We start from the raw sequence: 16,513 nt of genomic DNA, 5'->3' as shown, positions 1-16,513 counted from the left end.
GGTTTGCCTGATAGCACCTGCCACGCGGTCTGTCGCGCAAATATGCGTCGAACCGTCTTGGAGCGAAGGGGCGGATCAAGCCCGCCCCTTCCAGTTGGTTAGCCGCGCAGCGGTTCGATCTGCGTTGACCAAAGCTCTTCATCGGCCATGTCCATCAAGCGCACGGTCATCACGCCGGTATCCGCCGCAATGTCGACCTTACCGAAGAACTGATACCCTTCCGCCGGGGACATGTTCTGTCCCTGCTCGTCGGAGGGATATTTCGAATACAGCACTTCAGGACCGAAGGTGTTGTCGTACTGGCTGGGACCAAATGTGCCCGCGTGCAGCGGCCCGGAAACGAATTCGTAGAACGGTTCGAAATCCTGAAACTGCGCGCGATCGGGGCTGTAGTGATGCGCCGCCGTATGATGCACATCGGCTGTCAGCCAGACCGTGTTGGTCACCTTCGCGTGCTTGATGAAGGATAGAAGCTCCGCGATGTCATGTTCGCGGCCCAGAACGGGTCCGTCGCCATTCGCGCTGTTCTCGAACGCCTCGCCATCCGCGACGATCATCCCGATGGGCATATCTGCCGCGATCACCTTCCACAGCGCGTTGGACGCGGTCAGTTCGCGCTTCAGCCAGGCAAGCTGTTCCGGCCCGAGGAACGGAGCACCTTCCGGCTGGTCATTGGCATTATTCTCGCCGCGATACGTCCGCATATCGAGGAAGAAGATATCCAGGAGCGGCCCGTAGGATGCCTTGCGATAGACACGGTACGGTTCCGTCAGATGCGAGCGGATGGGGTACATCTCGTGGAAGGCCCGCGCCGCTCGGGCGGCCATCAAATTGCCCGATTTTACCGTGTAGCGATCATCATTGGTGAAATCTTCGTCCGGATACCAGTTGTTCGTGACCTCGTGATCGTCCCATTGATAGAAGATCGGAACCTCGGCGTTGAAGGCTCGCACATTGGTATCCATCATGTTGTAGAGATGCTGCTTGCGGAACTCGTCCAGCGTCTCGGCCACCTTGGTTTTCTGCTCGATCACGAGGTTCTTCCAGGTCGTGCCGTCTTTCAGTTCCACTTCTGCCGCCAGTGGGCCGTCGGCATAAACCGTATCGCCCGAGTGGATCATGAAGTCCGGCTTGTGGTTGAGCATCGTGTTGTAGGTGACCATGCCACCACGCGATTCGTCGATGCCCCAGCCCTGCCCGGCCGTGTCGCCCGACCAAACGAAAGATACGTCACGCAGGCCTGCTGGCGCGGTACGAAAACGACCTGTGACAGGCTCGGACACCGCGTTCGAATCGGCCAGATCCACCATCGTCACGCGGTAGAAAATGTCCTGATCCGACGGCAGCCCCTGCAACGCCAGTTTGCCGCTGAAATCGGTGGGCTCGCCAACGGCCAGTTGCTGCACGCGGCGCACGTCGGAAAAGCTCTCTGTTGTCGCCCATTCGACGACCATATTCGCTTCGCGATCCGTGCGTGACCAGATGACCGCGCCGTCATGGGCTACATCACCCGACTGTACGCCATGGGTGATCAGCGGGCGTGTCGAGGCCCGGCTAAAGGATGGAAGTGCGAGTGATCCGGCAAAAGCGACCGAACTGGCCAAAGCCTGGCGCCTGGTGATCTTGATGCTTGGCATGGGATTCTCCTTGCTGGTGTCAGGAGTGCCCCCGCTACCAACGCAGTGTAGAAGTCCCGTGACACCATCATGACGCCAATGCGACGATCACGACAAGCTACGCGCCCAGCACATCGAAGCCAGTGATGTCCATGTCTTCCACAGTTCCCACGCCTGTCTGCTGCACATCGTAGTCCATCTGTTCGAATGGGGTCATCGTGTCGTCGAGACATACCGACACCAACACGGCGACCGCGCCTGTAGTGAATACTGCTGTGGATCTCATCCCAATCCTCGAATCGATCACGGATCGCGATGCAAAGCATCGCTGCGAAAAGGCGTTTTGGGACTTGGGAAAAAAAGTGGCGCGGTTGACGGGGCTCGAACCCGCGACCCCCGGCGTGACAGGCCGGTACTCTAACCAACTGAGCTACAACCGCGCATACCCGCTGTGGACACTACGAATCCTGCGATGCAGAATCGTATTTCTAGATCGGATAGCGATGGCGCGGTTGACGGGGCTCGAACCCGCGACCCCCGGCGTGACAGGCCGGTACTCTAACCAACTGAGCTACAACCGCTCGCTATCCGCCAAGTTGCCCTCGGCGTGAGCGTCCTTCTAGGCATACCGCCGGGGGGCGTCAAGCGGCGAACAACAGGAATGAGGAGAAAATATTCGACCCTCTCGCTGCGTCAGCAGAAATGCGGGACAACCGGTCGCCGGCCACCCCGCCATCCCGTCAGTCACAGCCCCTTGGACTGATAGCTTTTTGCCACGCGGTCGATCGCTACAATATAGGCAGCGACGCGCAAATCATGAACATCGTCGCGCCCATGCCAGACCTCGCGCATGGATTGGTAGGCTGTGCGCATCGTGTCATCCAGACCAGACCGCACCAGTTCCAACTCATCCGCGCCACGTAGGTATTTATCCTTGAAATCGGGCGTCATGGACCATGCTCCACCCAGATACCGGTCAAGCCGTTCCAGTTCATCCACCAGCAGTTGGTGCCGCGCTTCTTCCTGTCGGCGCTGCATACGGCCAAACCGGATGTGGCTCAAATTCTTCACCCATTCGAAATAGGACACCGTCACACCACCCGCGTTGGCGTACATATCGGGGATGATGACGATGCCTTTCTTGCGCAGAATTTCATCCGCACCAAAGGTGATCGGTCCATTCGCGGCCTCGATGATCAGATTGGCGGAAATATTCGCGGCGTTGTTCAGATTGATGACACCTTCCAGCGCTGCCGGAACCAGGATGTCACATTCTTCTTCCAGCAACATGGCGCCGTTCTCGATGAAGGTCGCGCCGGGGAAGTCGCGCACGCCCCCATGTTCGGTGATCCACGCCTTCACCGCATCCACATCCAGACCCTCGGGTGAATGGATCGCCCCGTCCCTCTCGATGATTCCGATGATGATCGAATCGTCCTCGGTTTGCAGGAACTTCGCGGCGTGATAGCCCACATTGCCAAGCCCCTGAACGATGACGCGTTTGCCCGCCAGCTTGCCGGTCAAATTGGCCTTCGCAACATCTTCGGGATGGCGGAAGAACTCGCGCAGCGCATACTGCACGCCTCGTCCCGTCGCTTCGACCCGTCCGGCGATCCCGCCCGCATGGATGGGTTTACCCGTCACACAGGCGTTTGCATTGATGTCGGTGGTGTTCATGCGGCGGTACTGGTCCGCGATCCACGCCATTTCACGCTCGCCAGTCCCCATATCCGGCGCAGGCACGTTCTGGCTGGGGTTGATCAGGTCACGCTTGGCCAGTTCATAGGCGAAGCGACGGGTGATAAGTTCCAACTCCCGCTCGTCATATTCCAGCGGGTCGATACACAGCCCCCCTTTGGAGCCTCCGAACGGCGTTTCCACCACTGCGCATTTATAGGTCATAAGCGCCGCAAGCGCCTCGACTTCGTCCTGATTGACGTGGGGCGAATAACGGATACCGCCTTTGACTGGCTCCATGTGTTCGGAATGAACAGACCGGTATCCGGTGAAGGTGTGAATATCGCCGCGCAGGCGCACGCCGAAGCGGACGGTGTAGGTGGCGTTACAAACCCGGATTTTCTGTTCCAGGCCGGGGGGAAGCTGCAACAGCGCGACAGCGCGGTTGAACATCAGATCGACTGATTCCCGAAAGGACGGCTCTTTGATAGCTGGATCGGATACGGGCGACTGTGGTTGCATGGCAAATCTCGAAAATGAGTGTCGGTGCCACATCAGTATGACACAGTCGCACCCTAGTTCTAAAACTGCTCAAAACAACAGCATATATCGTGATATTATCAGATAGCGCGCCTTATTTGATTGAGTTTTCCGTATTCTCCACGATTTGCGCGGCGAGCATCTCGGCCATGAACTTGGCTTGCCCGGCGCTTGTGACGCCCCCGATTCCGACGCGCTTCCCAACGCGCCACCAAAGCCCGGGCGCCCAGCCGCGCGGCGCCTTACGCTTCAGGCGCACGACAAAGCCGTTCGACGGTTTGAAAGCGAACACACCCCGATCCAGCCCCGCGACATCGGACAGGTTGCACAGATGTGTGCCGTCGCTGGTGCTCAGTGCGTCACGGGTCAGTATGATTGACGCGTGCGTCGCTTGCCAAAGCCGCAAGGTCAGCCACAACGCCACACCGCCGCACACCAGCAGATAGATCAGCCATCCGGCCGAACTCGGCGGCGTGACAACCGCAAGGATCAGCAACAACGCCGAAACGCTGAACAGGACCGCCGTTGCAAAAATGCGGCGCGGGCCGGAAGGCTGCACGACAGCAAGCGGTTCATCGCTGGTTTCAGTGTCCATCTTCGCCTTCCGATTCTTCCAGGTGCTGGCATATTGCCCACTCGGCACGCTAATCTAGCGCCACAAGCAAGCCGCACTCAAACCGCAGGACAGCATCAGGTGCAAGACATAACAACGCGGATCGCAATACTGGGCGCAACATGCGCGATCCTTTCATTGACGGGGTGTGCTCCGCAGGGCTTTCCCGAGAACCCGCTTCTGACGGTCGATGAATCGCTCGCATATCCCCGGATCGAGCCGCTGGAAGCCCTCCCGCAACCACCTGAACTGCCCTCCGATCCCTCTGATCCCGATCCTGACCTTCAGGCGCGGGGCGATGCGCTGCGGACACGGGCGGACGCAATCCGCCGCCAATCGAACTGATCCCCACCCCTGCCGCGTTGCACGCATCCTGTGAACCGGATAGGAACCGCGCGGATATTAGTTGATGGAGTCTGTCTCATGAACACGCCGTTGCGTCTGGGTATTGCGGGTCTTGGAACCGTGGGGCGCGGCGTGGTCACAATGGTTCAGACCCGCGCCGATCTATTGGCTACCCGCACCGGTCGCAGGATCGAGATCACCGCCGTTTCCGCTCGCTCCCGTCACAAGGATCGCGGCATTGATTTGTCCGCCTATGACTGGGAAGACGATCCGGTGGCGCTTGCCCATCGCGACGACGTGGACGTCGTTGTCGAACTGATTGGTGGCAGCGACGGCCCGGCCAAGGCCCTGGCCGAAGCCGCTTTCGCGAATGGCAAGGATATCGTAACCGCGAACAAGGCCATGATTGCGATCAATGGGCAGACGCTCGCCGAACAGGCCGAAGCTGCCGGACGCGTCCTGCGCTTCGAGGCCGCAGTTGCAGGCGGCATCCCGATCGTGAAGGCCCTGACAGAAGGGTTGGCCGGAAACAAGATCAACCGTGTCATGGGCGTGATGAACGGGACCTGCAACTACATCCTGACCCGCATGGAAGATGCCAAGCTTCCATATGATACCGTGTTCGACGAGGCCCATCAGTTGGGATATCTGGAGGCCGATCCGACACTTGACGTGGGCGGGATCGATGCGGGGCACAAGCTGGCGATCCTTGCGTCCATCGCATTCGGCACCAAGCCGAATTTCGAGGACATGATTCTGGAAGGCATCGAGCACATCACGTTCGAAGACATTCGGCGGGCGTCCGATATGGGCTATCGTGTGAAGCTTCTGGGGGTCGCGCAAATGTCCGGTCGAGGGCTGGAACAGCGCATGACACCGTGCCTGGTTCCCAAGGGATCGCCGCTCGGCCGGTTGGAAAACGCCACCAATATGGTCGTTGTCGAAGCCGAAGAAGCTGGCCAGATCACCCTGCGCGGCGCGGGTGCCGGTGAAGGCCCCACGGCCTCTGCCGTCATGTCCGACATCATCGACATCGCGCGCGGGCTGCGGCTGTCCACCTTCGGCCAACCGGCCACGACGCTTCAAGAAGCCCCTGCCGCGCTCGCGCCCATCCCCGCGCAATATTACCTTCGGCTCGAACTCCTCGACAAACCCGGTGCTCTCGCGCGGATCGCGTCTGCCCTTGGCGAAGCTGGCATTTCCATCGACCGGATGCGCCAATACGGCCATGCCGACGCAACCGCCCCCGTGCTGATCGTGACGCACAAAGCAACACGCGACGCGCTGGATCACGCGCTGGAGGCCTTCAAGCAAACCGGCGTTCTGGCAGGTGAGGCTGTCGCGATCCGGATCGAGCAGGTATAACGCACCCAAGTGGCGCGGCCACACCCCAACACAGGCTAGGAGAAATACCCATGGCGACACCCGTTGATTTCAATGACAGGATGCTGTCGCTCGGCCTCGCCCGTGTATCCGAGGCGGCGGCGCTCGCATCCGCGAAACTGATCGGGCGCGGCGACGAAAAGGCGGCGGACCAAGCCGCCGTCGATGCCATGCGCACGCAGCTGGATATGCTTGAAATACAAGGGGTTGTCGTCATCGGTGAAGGTGAACGCGACGAAGCCCCGATGCTCTATATCGGTGAAGAGGTCGGCGCAGGAAAGGGGCCAGAGGTCGACATCGCGCTCGATCCGCTGGAAGGCACGACACTGACCGCCAAGGACATGCCCAACGCGCTGACCGTCATCGCCATGGGGCCGCGCGGCTCCATGCTGCACGCACCGGACGTCTACATGGACAAGCTGGCCATTGGCCCCGGCTATCCTGTCGACGTGGTGTCGTTGGATATGTCGCCTTCCGAGCGCGTCGCTGCGCTCGCCAAGGCGCGCGGCTGCGCGATGAGCGATATTTCCGTCTGCGTTCTGGAACGCCCCCGCCATGACGAGATGATCGATGAACTGCGCACGACCGGCGCGGCCATTCGCCTGATCACCGATGGTGATGTTGCTGGCGTGATCCACTGTGCCGAGGCCGACAAAACCGGAATCGACATGTATATGGGATCGGGCGGCGCGCCCGAGGGTGTTCTTGCCGCTGCCGCACTCAAATGCATGGGCGGTCAGATGTGGGGTCGCCTGTTGTTCCGCAACGACGATGAAAGGGGCCGCGCGACCCGCGCCGGCATCACCGATTTCGACCGCATCTACAGCCGTGACGATCTGGTTACGCAGGATGTGATCTTTGCAGCGACCGGAGTCACCGACGGCTCTCTGGTGTCAGGCATCAAGCGCGAAGTCGGCCACTTGACCGCCGAAACCATCCTGATGCGTTCCAAGACCGGATCGGTCCGGCGCATGTCCTACCGCAACCCCATCGAACATATGTAATGGCGGCTGGCGGGTATCTCGGCGTCTCGAAATCCATAACGGGCCGGAACTGGATCGGCCCTGCCCCCGCTGTGGACCGGCAGGCCGAGGCCATCGCGCAAGCGACCGGTCTGCCCCGCCCGCTGTGCCAGACACTGGCCCGCACGGGACTTGGCCCGGCAGACGCCGAAGCCTATCTGACCCCCAACCTGAAAGACCTTCTGCCCGACCCGCGCGGGCTGAAGGACATGGACAGGGCCGCCGCCCGTTTTCTGAAAGCGGTGCATACTCGCGAAAGAATCGCCATCTTCGCCGATTACGATGTGGATGGCGGATCCTCCGCCGCGCTGCTGATGCGTTGGCTGCGCAGCGTGGGGCTGCCCTCGACGCTTTACGTTCCCGACCGGATCGACGAAGGCTACGGCCCCAACCCGCCCGCCATGCGCGCCCTGGCCGAAAACCACGACCTGATCATCTGCGTCGATTGCGGCACCCTGTCATTCGAGGCGCTGGATGCCGTCCCGTCTGGCACCGATGTTGTCGTGCTGGACCACCATCTGGGCGGGGAAACCCTGCCCCGCGCCGTTGCGGTCGTGAACCCGAACCGCCAGGATGAAAACGGCGAGTTGGCGCATCTTTGCGCGGCTTCGGTGGTCTTTCTGATGCTGGTGGAGGCCAACCGCCTTCTGCGCGAATCCGGCCAATCCGGTCCCGACCTTATGGCGCTTCTGGATATCGTCGCGCTGGCAACTGTCGCCGATGTAGCGCCCCTGATCGGGGTGAACCGCGCCCTGGTGCGTCGTGGTCTTCAGGTGATGGGCCGTCGCGACCATGCTGGGCTTGTCGCCCTGTCCAATGTCGCACGTCTGGATCAGGCTCCCTCCGCCTATCATCTGGGTTATGTATTGGGGCCACGCATCAATGCAGGCGGCCGTGTCGGTCAGGTTGATCTGGGTGCAAGGCTGCTTGCGACCGACCAGCCCGACGAAGCCCGCGCCCTTGCCATGAAACTGGATGGTTTCAACACCGAACGCCGCGAAATCGAATCGCTGGTCTCCCAGGCAGCGATCGCACAGGCCGAAGCCCGCGGTCTGGACGCACCGCTCGTCTGGGCCGCTGGCGAAGGCTGGCATCCGGGCGTCGTCGGCATCGTTGCCTCGCGCCTGAAAGAGGCCACGAATCGTCCCGCCATCGTCATCGGGCTGGACGACGGTGAAGGCAAAGGTTCCGGCCGGTCCGTTACCGGCATTGATCTGGGCGCCAGCATCCACCGGCTGGCGGAGGAAGGTCTGCTGATCAAGGGCGGCGGTCACAAGATGGCCGCAGGCCTGACCGTGGCCCAAGACAAGCTGGACGCGGCCATGGCCCGCCTCGGCGATCTTCTGGCACGACAAGGGGCCGGAGATATCGGTCCCGCCGACCTGAAACTCGACGGCACGCTCATGCCCGGCGCAGCAACACCCGAACTGATCGCGCAGTTGGAACGTGCAGGCCCATTCGGTGCCAGCGCCCCCGCGCCGCGCTTCGCCATGCCCGACTTGTTCCTCCGCCATACACGCCGCGTGGGCGACAAGCATCTCAAGATCACAGCCGCCGCCGAAATCGGCCCGACCATAGACGCCATCTGCTTCGGGGCGTTCGACGGACCGCTCGGCGATGAACTGTGCCGGCTCGAGAAATCCCGCGTCCACCTGGCAGGTCGGCTGGATCTGAACAGCTGGGGCGGGCGTCAGACGGTGCAGCTTCGGCTCGAAGACGCAGCGCACGCAGCTAACACCTGACGCAAGGCCAAATTCTACCTTACGCAACGTCGCTCAAATAGCTTTCAAAGAAACGCATTTTTTTCGAAATTTGCTCTTGCGCCCCCCCCGCGATTTGCCTAATTACCGCCTCACGCCACGGCGCTGGCCCGTTCGTCTATCGGTTAGGACGCCAGGTTTTCAACCTGGAAAGAGGGGTTCGATTCCCCTACGGGCTACCACTTCCTTTAGGAAGTTGTTGCATTTACAGATAATTCGGATCGGTTTAACAAGGCTGCTCTCGCTGTGTAGCGCGTCTAAAAGATGTGCTCCGAACACCGCTTCCCAACAGCCATGCTTCTGCCAGCGCGTGAATGAAATGGCACATTTGCGCGCTCTGTGACCGCCGACAAAGCCAAAGAAGCGGCCGCGATCCCTGGGTAGTGTACCGCTGCAGCACCTCCTGCATCTGGCCAATTTCGTGCAGCGCCTCACCGTCCACCACGGTGCGATGAGACCGGAGAAGACGCGTCTACTGCTCAGCACAAGGAAAAGGCCCGCCATTATGGCGAGCCTTTTCGCGATCTTCCTGTACAGCGCACGAACGGTGTACGCCCCGTGCACCGCTTGTGTACGCGTCTAGCCGCCCATCAGGCTCGGTACAATCGTGACGACCTGCGGGAAAAACCAAAGCAGTAGCAAACCGACCACCTGGATCAGAACGAATGGCAGCACGCCGCGATAGATGTGGGTCGTGGTCACCTCGGGCGGTGCGACCCCGCGCAGATAGAACAGCGCAAAGCCGAAAGGCGGGGTCAGGAAGCTGGTCTGCAAATTGACCGCGATCATGATCGTCACCCATTTCGGATCCATCGTTCCGCCATAGATGACCGGTCCGACGATCGGCACGACGATGTAGATGATCTCAAGGAAATCAAGCACAAAACCCAGGATGAACAGCACCAGCATCACGATCAGAAAGACCTTCCACTCCTGATCGAAGCTCCGCAGAAATCCCTGGATGTAGTGCTCACCGCCAAAGGAAATCACCACCAGATTCAAAAGCTGCGACCCGATCAAGATGGTGAACACCATCGAGGTGACCTTGGCTGTTTCCCGGACAACCGGTCCAAGAACACCGGTTCTGAAAAGCACCCAGCAACTGTAGAGTATACCGAAGAACGCGAAGTGATACGCACCCTGCGCCATGATGAACGCGACCCAGTCCTCGAACGGTACATCTTCGCGGTTGATGCGAAGGTCGAAGTTCACACCCAGCAAGATCATGATAACAATAGCGAAACTCGCGCCGATAATGACCTTCCCGGTGCGCCCTTCATCCTTCAGCCGACGATATGCGGCCAGCATGATCGCGCCCGAGGCCCCCAGTGCCGCGGCAGGCGTCGGATTCGTGATCCCGCCAAGGATCGACCCGAGAACGGCCACAATCAACACCAGCGGCGGGAAGACTACGCGGATCAGATCATTCTTGCCGAGCCTTTTGACCGCCGGTCCGCAGCCGTAAAGCGCGATGGTGACAGGAATGGCCAGCAACAGCACACATTGGCCGGGCGTCGTGGTCGGGCCGATGAACAGGAAGTCCACAAGCAGACCCAGCACAACACCACCCAGACCGATCCAGATAGGACGTCCGTCAGCCGTGGGTGAAACACCGCGCGCCGTGGTCAATGTCAGCGCCAGCAGCAGCATGATGATCGTGACGCCGGTGCCCAAAGGTGCGGCGGCTGCGATCTTCCGGGTGCGCGCCTCCGCGATTTCATCCTCGGACAGGGCATGGCTAATTTCCAGCCCGCCTTGCGCCGCAATTGCTTCCTGCTGCTCGATCGCAAGATCCCATTTCTCCTGACCGTGCAATTCGATCATGGAGGCTTGGCACTGCTCCGACACATTCGTGCGCAGAACCGCGCCCTGCCCAGCGTCGGAGTAACTGTCGACGATGATAGTCTGTGACCCGACAACGCCCAGCGAGGTCAGCGCAATGGTGCCGCCGATCAGCAGTGCCGGAACGAACAGAAACCAACCCAGTGCTTCGTTGCGCGTGATGATCTCACTGCCGCTCCGCTCACTGATAACTGGCGGTGCGTGGCGCGGGTCGTACATCGCATAGCCGAAGGCATAAGCGGCATAGAGCACTGCCAGCAGAATTCCCGGCAGAAGTGCTGCCTGAAACAACGTGCCAACCGACACAACAGCCGCCTGTCCCAGATAGGTCAGCGCATCGGAACATCCGGCAGCTACGGCGCGGGTTTCCTGCGCGGCAGAATACAGGTCGCCCGCCAACGTTCCCAGAAGCACGATCACGATGGACGGCGGAATGATCTGCCCCAACGTTCCGGATGCAGCAATCACACCCGTTGCAAGTTCCGGCGAGTAATTGTTACGCAGCATCGTTGGAAGCGACAGCAGACCCATGGTGACAACCGTCGCACCGACAATGCCAGTGGATGCCGCAAGAAACGCCCCCACGACCACCACAGACACAGCCAAACCACCAGGCAGCGGTCCGAAAACCTTCGCCATCGTGGTCAGCAGATCATTCGCGATGCGCGAGCGCTCCAGCGTGATGCCCATCATCACGAACATCAGCACTGCAAGCAACGTCTCGATCGAAGCCCCCGCGATGACGCGTTCATTCATCCGGTTGACGATGAAGGACAGGTTGCGATCCATCGCCTGTTCCCAACCGCCAGCGAATAACGGCTCGGCTATTCTTGGTAGATCCGGATATCGGAACGTTGTGATATCTATTCGAGCAACACCCTCGGCGATCAGCGCGCTATACGCTTCGCTCGATGTGTCGACCGCCTGATGAATCAGCAACCCGGCACTATCAAGCGCCGCGATAATTCCAAAAGACAGAATACCCGCCCCGCCGATGGCAAACGCCACCGGAAAGCCGGTCATTATCCCGCCGAAAAGGCAAAGGAAAACGATGATCAGGCCGATTTCGACCCCATCAAGTCCGAAAAGCATCTGGTCCCGCCCCTGTTGTCTTATTGCGCCGCGTGCGTCAGACCATCGTCAGTCTGCACATCGCGATCGAGATATTTGTCATCGGACGCCTCACCTTCACGAAGCTCCATGAAATTGCGGTAGAAGAAGGCCATCGCCTGCAGGAACATCATGAAAACGAAAGCAAGGATCAGCACCTTGAACAGGAAATACGCGTTGAACCCGTTCGGCGAGAAGCCAATGGTTTCAACGTTCCATTTTACGATGGTTGCCTTTCGCATGATGAGATCCAGTTGATCCGACGCCGAAATCTTCGGTGTGATCAAATGCCGCCACAGGAAGAACCAGCTATACATCCAGGTTAGAACCAGCACCGGTACCATGAAGAACAGTGCACCAAACATATCGATATACTTTTTCCTGCGACGTGAAATGGCTCCGTAAACCAGATCAACACGCACATGGCCGCCCTGAATAAAGGTGTAGGCGCAGCACAACGATACCACCATGGCGTTGTAGAGCTTCAGTTCTTCCGAGAACCACGACAGATCCTTGGTGAACATCGTCCCGAATGGTCCCATCGAAATCTCGGAGACCAGGAAGATACGTTGAAGGAAAACGATCATGGTCTGCTGTAGCACCATGATCAGGCCGGCCCATGCGAAGAAGCGCCCCACGGAGTTGCCGAACCATTCGACCACACGAACGTAGCCCCAAAGCACCTGCCCCCGCCAGATGCCGATGATCGTCAGCAACAAGAAGGCCGTGAGCACGAAGAAGAAAAACTCTACCGATCCGCCGTAGTAAATGAAACGAACAAGTGATTCCTTGTTCGACCAATCCAGCCAGTCGGCGGGATGAGTGATTGCCCAACCAGCGCTGTAGAATGCCCCGGCGATGTTCTGGACGATCCAGATCAGGAAGCCCACAATGCCGCCCGGACCCGATGGCTCCTCCATGTCGCGCTCCTCGAGAAAGTGACGTGTTCAAACGGAACAGCCCGCCTCCTGAAGGCAAGGCGGGCTGCAAAGTCTATGCTTTCGATCAACTGCCGAGTACGCGGTCACGCTGACGAGCATAGGCACCGGAGGCACGATTGATCCAGCCCGACGAGGCTTTCATTTTTTCCATATAGTTGTCGTAGGTTTCCTTGAAGATGTCGTCGCCCATGAACTCTTCATAGACCTTCTGCGACGCCGAACCGAACGCGTCCCAAACACTGTCGGGGAATTCGAGAATTTTCACTCCAGCAGAGGACAGACGCTGCAGCGCGGCGCCATTGTTCATACCGTACTGGGCAAGATTCCAGTGATCTGCATGGCCACAAGCGATCTCGATCTGCTTCTGTTGCGTTGGCGTCAGGTCGTTGAACACTTCGAGGTTCGTCGCCAGTGAAAGACCCGCAGCAGGCTCATGGAAACCTGCGGTATAGTAGAACTTGGTAATTTCCTGGAAACCGATCTTTTCGTCCGACCACGGACCGACCCATTCGGTGCCGTCGATCGCACCGGACGACAGAGCCTGATAAATTTCGCCTCCGGGCAAGTTCTGCACGGATACGCCCATGTATCCGAGTGCCTTGCCGCCCAGACCCGGCATACGGAACTTCAATCCCTGAAAGTCTTCCGGGCCATTGATTTCCTTGCGGAACCAACCGCCGGCCTGCGCGCCGGTGTTACCAGCCAGGAAGGATTTGATATTGAATATCTCACCCAGCGAGTGGTGCTGTTCCATCCCGCCACCGTGGTAATACCAATTGTTGTGCTCCTCTGCAGTCATGCCGAACGGAACACCGGTGTAGAACGCAAATGCCGGGTGCTGGTTGATGAAGTAGTAATCCGCGCCATGATACATGTCCGCCTGACCGGAGGATACGGCGTCGAAAACTTCGAACGCACCGACCAGTTCGCCTGCATGTTTGACTTCGACTTCAAGCGCACCGTCCGAGATGGCGTTAATGTTTTCAGCAGTTTTGTCCGCAGCGTCGGCCAGGCCGGCAAAGCCTCGCGGCCAAGTCGTCACCATTGTCAGCTTGCGCGGTGCCCCTTGTGCAACGGCTGGTGCTGCCAGGCTCGAAGCAGCGGCTGCACCACCACCCAGAGCAGAAGTGCGAAGAAATGAACGGCGATCCATTAAGTTGTCCTCCCTGTTGGACTCGTTATGACCTAGACGGATTCTTTTTTGGTGGATCGGACCGTAGCTTTCGCCAAATGATCAGAAAATACCTAAAACTACGTAGCCAGACGTAATAAAAGTACATTTTCTGGATCATTTACGTTTGGTTACGCATGTCGTGACAAAGCAAGTCAGAGAGATATGGTGCGCAGCAGCCCTGGAACGCATGATGGAGCACCCCCTGCTAAGCCTTGGACGCACACTGAACCTGCGCCAGAAAATGGTGCTGCTGGCCTCTATTCCACTGGTGCTGGCTGTTGCCGCGATTGCCCTACTGGTCGCCTTCCAGGAACGACAACTGGCCGAACGCGAGATCCGCACGCTCGAGACACAGTTAGTGGCAGCAAAGGAAGCGGAACTCCGCAACTACCTTTCGATCGCCCGCAACGCCATCATCAACATCTATGGACGCGCAGCGCCCGATGACGAAGCAGCCAAACTCGCTGCCGGTCAGATTCTATCATCCATGACCTTCGGGGCGGATGGGTATTTCTTCGTGTTCGACTATGACGGCAACAACCTGGTCGCGCCACGCCGAACGGAACTCATTGGCAGAAACTGGAGTGGCTTAACCGATACCCATGGCACGCCGATAACCGACGAGCTGATCAAGATCGCACGAAACGGTGGCGGATATCATAGCTTCGAATGGGAAAAACCATCCACGGGCGAAACGGCACAGATGGTATCTTATGTCATCGGGTTACAGGACTGGCAGTGGGTAATCGGCACCGGCATTTTCGTCGATGACATTATCGAGGCCGTCGCGGCCACACGTGCTGAAGTCCAGCGGCGAATTCGGAGGACCTTTATCTATATCGGTGCAATCGCGCTCGGCGCGTTGCTCATGGTTTATTCCACCGGTTTAGGGCTGAACATCCGCGACCGGCGTGCGGCCGATCGCAAGCAGCATCAACTGACGCAACGGATCGTTGACGCGCAGGAAGAAGAACGCAGCCGCGTGGCCCGAGAACTTCATGACAGTATCAGCCAGATCTTGGTGGGTATCCGTTACGCACTGGAACTGGCCCGGCGCCAAGTGTCCAGCGGAGATGCACGCGCGGAAACAACCCTGCAAGGCGGTGTGAGCCACCTCAATGTCGCGATTCATGAGGTCAGGCGCATCAGCCGCGACCTCCGGCCGGCTATTCTGGATGATCTGGGTCTCGGTCCTGCCCTTCAAGCGCTGACGGAAGACTTCAGCAAACGCACCGGGATCGAAACCCAGTTTCAAACCGTGGTGTTTCACAACCGCCTCGACAAGGACGCCCGCATTGCACTCTATCGAATCGCCCAAGAGGCGCTGACAAACGTCGAACGGCACTCCGGCGCGACACAGGTGGAAATCAAGCTCTACGGGCACAAACATGGCGGGACGCTTTGGATACGTGACAATGGATGCGGGATACGCGACACTCGGAATGGTCCGGGATTGGGGCTGCGCAACATGCAAGAACGGGTCGAACAACTTGATGGCGAATTCAGCATAGACAGCAGTCGCGACGGAACCACCATTGAAGCCCGTGTGCCGCTGAGCCACATGCTGACGCCGGAAAGCAAGACAGGACGAAACGCATGACCGCCACCAGAGTATTGATTGTGGACGATCACCCAATGGTGGCCGAGGGCGTCCGCGCCATTCTGGAAACCTATGACGATATCAACATCGTCGGCACGCTGACCACGGGACGAGAGGCGGTGCAAAGCGTTCCCGATCTTCGGCCAGACGTGATCCTAATGGATCTGAATATGCCCGATATCGGAGGGTTGACCGCGACCGAGATGATCCTGGAACGCGCCCCAGACATGCGCATTCTTATCCTGTCGATGCATGATACGGCCGAATACATCAGCACGGCGCTGTCACATGGCGCGCTGGGATATGTGCTGAAGGACGTCCCGACAGAGGAGATCAAGACCGCGATCGACACGGTCATGCGCGGCGACCGATACCTGTGCACGGGCGCAACCGCCTCGCTTGCACCGAAAACCGCAGATGGGCGCGAGCCACTTACGTCGCGCGAGCAAACCGTGCTGCTGCAACTGGCGCAGGGACGGTCGAACAAGGAGGTCGCCGCGGAGCTGGATATATCCATCCGTACGGTCGAAACCCACCGCAAGAACATAAAGCGCAAACTGGGTATCAGCAGCACGGCAGGGCTGACGCGCTACGCACTGGAACATGGTGTTTTGCAAGGCACGGGTGTGCGTCTCTGAAGTGCATCTTCTGCCGCTTCGTTCACCTGGATTCACGTATTGGCGCGGGCCAAAGCCCAAAATTGTGCGAAACAGCACCAGATATTCCTTTAATTACAGGAAATTTGTCACTTCTTTTGTAAAATGTCGATTCTTGGCATCTTTGCGACATTAAATTTCCGAACATGAGGTTGACCTTCGCCGCAGCCGCACATAAAGTCCCGCTATCGTAAAGGGGAACCTCGATTATGAACTCTCTTGTAGTGGTCCTAA

At 59.0% G+C, this 16,513-nt stretch carries 13 protein-coding genes and 3 tRNA genes; 7 read left to right on the top strand and 9 right to left on the bottom strand.

Translation table 11 applies throughout. The annotated features are described in order from the left end of the window. Positions 1-98: 98 nt before the first annotated feature. The 6 genes from FPZ52_RS03955 to FPZ52_RS03935 all read right to left on the bottom strand — a co-directional run bounded on the left by FPZ52_RS03955 (position 99) and on the right by FPZ52_RS03935 (position 4,428). Complete coding sequence (locus FPZ52_RS03955) at positions 99-1,637, bottom strand: alkaline phosphatase D family protein (protein ID WP_146363915.1); 1,539 nt, start codon at positions 1,635-1,637, stop codon at positions 99-101. A gap of 97 nt (positions 1,638-1,734) precedes the next feature. Next, complete coding sequence (locus tag FPZ52_RS18860; RefSeq protein WP_168201258.1) at positions 1,735-1,902, bottom strand: hypothetical protein; 168 nt, start codon at positions 1,900-1,902, stop codon at positions 1,735-1,737. Positions 1,903-1,979: 77 nt separating this feature from the next. Beyond that, positions 1,980-2,056: transfer RNA gene (locus FPZ52_RS03950), tRNA-Asp, on the bottom strand. Between the two features lie 64 nt (positions 2,057-2,120). After that, positions 2,121-2,197 (bottom strand) — tRNA-Asp (locus FPZ52_RS03945). A 163-nt stretch (positions 2,198-2,360) separates the two neighbouring features. After that, complete coding sequence (locus tag FPZ52_RS03940; RefSeq protein WP_146363913.1) at positions 2,361-3,815, bottom strand: Glu/Leu/Phe/Val family dehydrogenase; 1,455 nt, start codon at positions 3,813-3,815, stop codon at positions 2,361-2,363. Between the two features lie 112 nt (positions 3,816-3,927). Beyond that, a complete protein-coding gene (locus tag FPZ52_RS03935; protein WP_146363911.1) occupies positions 3,928-4,428 on the bottom strand; it encodes a hypothetical protein in 501 nt (166 codons plus the stop codon). A gap of 99 nt (positions 4,429-4,527) precedes the next feature. Here FPZ52_RS03935 and FPZ52_RS03930 point away from each other — a divergent pair, with 99 nt between their 5' ends. The 5 genes from FPZ52_RS03930 (at position 4,528) to FPZ52_RS03910 (ending at position 9,138) form a co-directional block, all read left to right on the top strand. Further along, the gene (locus FPZ52_RS03930) at positions 4,528-4,791 is read left to right on the top strand and encodes a hypothetical protein (protein WP_146363909.1); all 264 of its coding nucleotides are present in this window, start codon (positions 4,528-4,530) and stop codon (positions 4,789-4,791) included. Positions 4,792-4,869: 78 nt separating this feature from the next. Continuing rightward, on the top strand, positions 4,870-6,156 hold the full coding sequence (locus FPZ52_RS03925) for a homoserine dehydrogenase (protein ID WP_146363907.1): 1,287 nt from the start codon (positions 4,870-4,872) through the stop codon (positions 6,154-6,156). A 50-nt stretch (positions 6,157-6,206) separates the two neighbouring features. Then, the gene (gene glpX / locus FPZ52_RS03920; protein ID WP_146363905.1) at positions 6,207-7,178 is read left to right on the top strand and encodes a class II fructose-bisphosphatase; all 972 of its coding nucleotides are present in this window, start codon (positions 6,207-6,209) and stop codon (positions 7,176-7,178) included. Further along, complete coding sequence (recJ, locus tag FPZ52_RS03915; RefSeq protein ID WP_146363903.1) at positions 7,178-8,938, top strand: single-stranded-DNA-specific exonuclease RecJ; 1,761 nt, start codon at positions 7,178-7,180, stop codon at positions 8,936-8,938. Before glpX ends, recJ begins: the two co-directional genes overlap by 1 nt. 125 nt (positions 8,939-9,063) lie before the next feature. After that, a tRNA-Glu gene (locus tag FPZ52_RS03910) sits at positions 9,064-9,138 on the top strand. Positions 9,139-9,535: 397 nt separating this feature from the next. Here FPZ52_RS03910 and FPZ52_RS03905 read toward each other — a convergent pair. The 3 genes from FPZ52_RS03905 to FPZ52_RS03895 form a co-directional block, all read right to left on the bottom strand. After that, positions 9,536-11,890 carry a TRAP transporter large permease gene (locus FPZ52_RS03905; protein ID WP_146363901.1) on the bottom strand — a complete coding sequence of 785 codons (2,355 nt, stop codon included), beginning with the start codon at positions 11,888-11,890 and terminating at the stop codon, positions 9,536-9,538. Between the two features lie 20 nt (positions 11,891-11,910). Next, on the bottom strand, positions 11,911-12,828 hold the full coding sequence (locus FPZ52_RS03900) for a TRAP transporter small permease subunit (RefSeq protein WP_146363899.1): 918 nt from the start codon (positions 12,826-12,828) through the stop codon (positions 11,911-11,913). A gap of 85 nt (positions 12,829-12,913) precedes the next feature. Further along, complete coding sequence (locus FPZ52_RS03895; RefSeq protein ID WP_146363897.1) at positions 12,914-14,002, bottom strand: TRAP transporter substrate-binding protein; 1,089 nt, start codon at positions 14,000-14,002, stop codon at positions 12,914-12,916. A 211-nt stretch (positions 14,003-14,213) separates the two neighbouring features. Between FPZ52_RS03895 and FPZ52_RS03890 the strand changes: the two genes are divergently transcribed. Together FPZ52_RS03890 and FPZ52_RS03885 are read left to right on the top strand one after the other, a co-directional pair. Next, positions 14,214-15,623: a cache domain-containing protein gene (locus FPZ52_RS03890; RefSeq protein WP_240804396.1), complete on the top strand. Its 1,410-nt coding sequence runs from the start codon at positions 14,214-14,216 to the stop codon at positions 15,621-15,623. Continuing rightward, complete coding sequence (locus FPZ52_RS03885; protein WP_146363895.1) at positions 15,620-16,261, top strand: response regulator transcription factor; 642 nt, start codon at positions 15,620-15,622, stop codon at positions 16,259-16,261. Before FPZ52_RS03890 ends, FPZ52_RS03885 begins: the two co-directional genes overlap by 4 nt. Positions 16,262-16,513: the final 252 nt, after the last annotated feature.

Origin of the sequence: Qingshengfaniella alkalisoli (assembly GCF_007855645.1) — a bacterium.
GTDB lineage: Bacteria > Pseudomonadota > Alphaproteobacteria > Rhodobacterales > Rhodobacteraceae > Qingshengfaniella > Qingshengfaniella alkalisoli.
The sequence above is the reverse complement of the archived record's forward strand: the minus strand, read 5'-3'. Positions and strand labels throughout refer to the sequence as shown.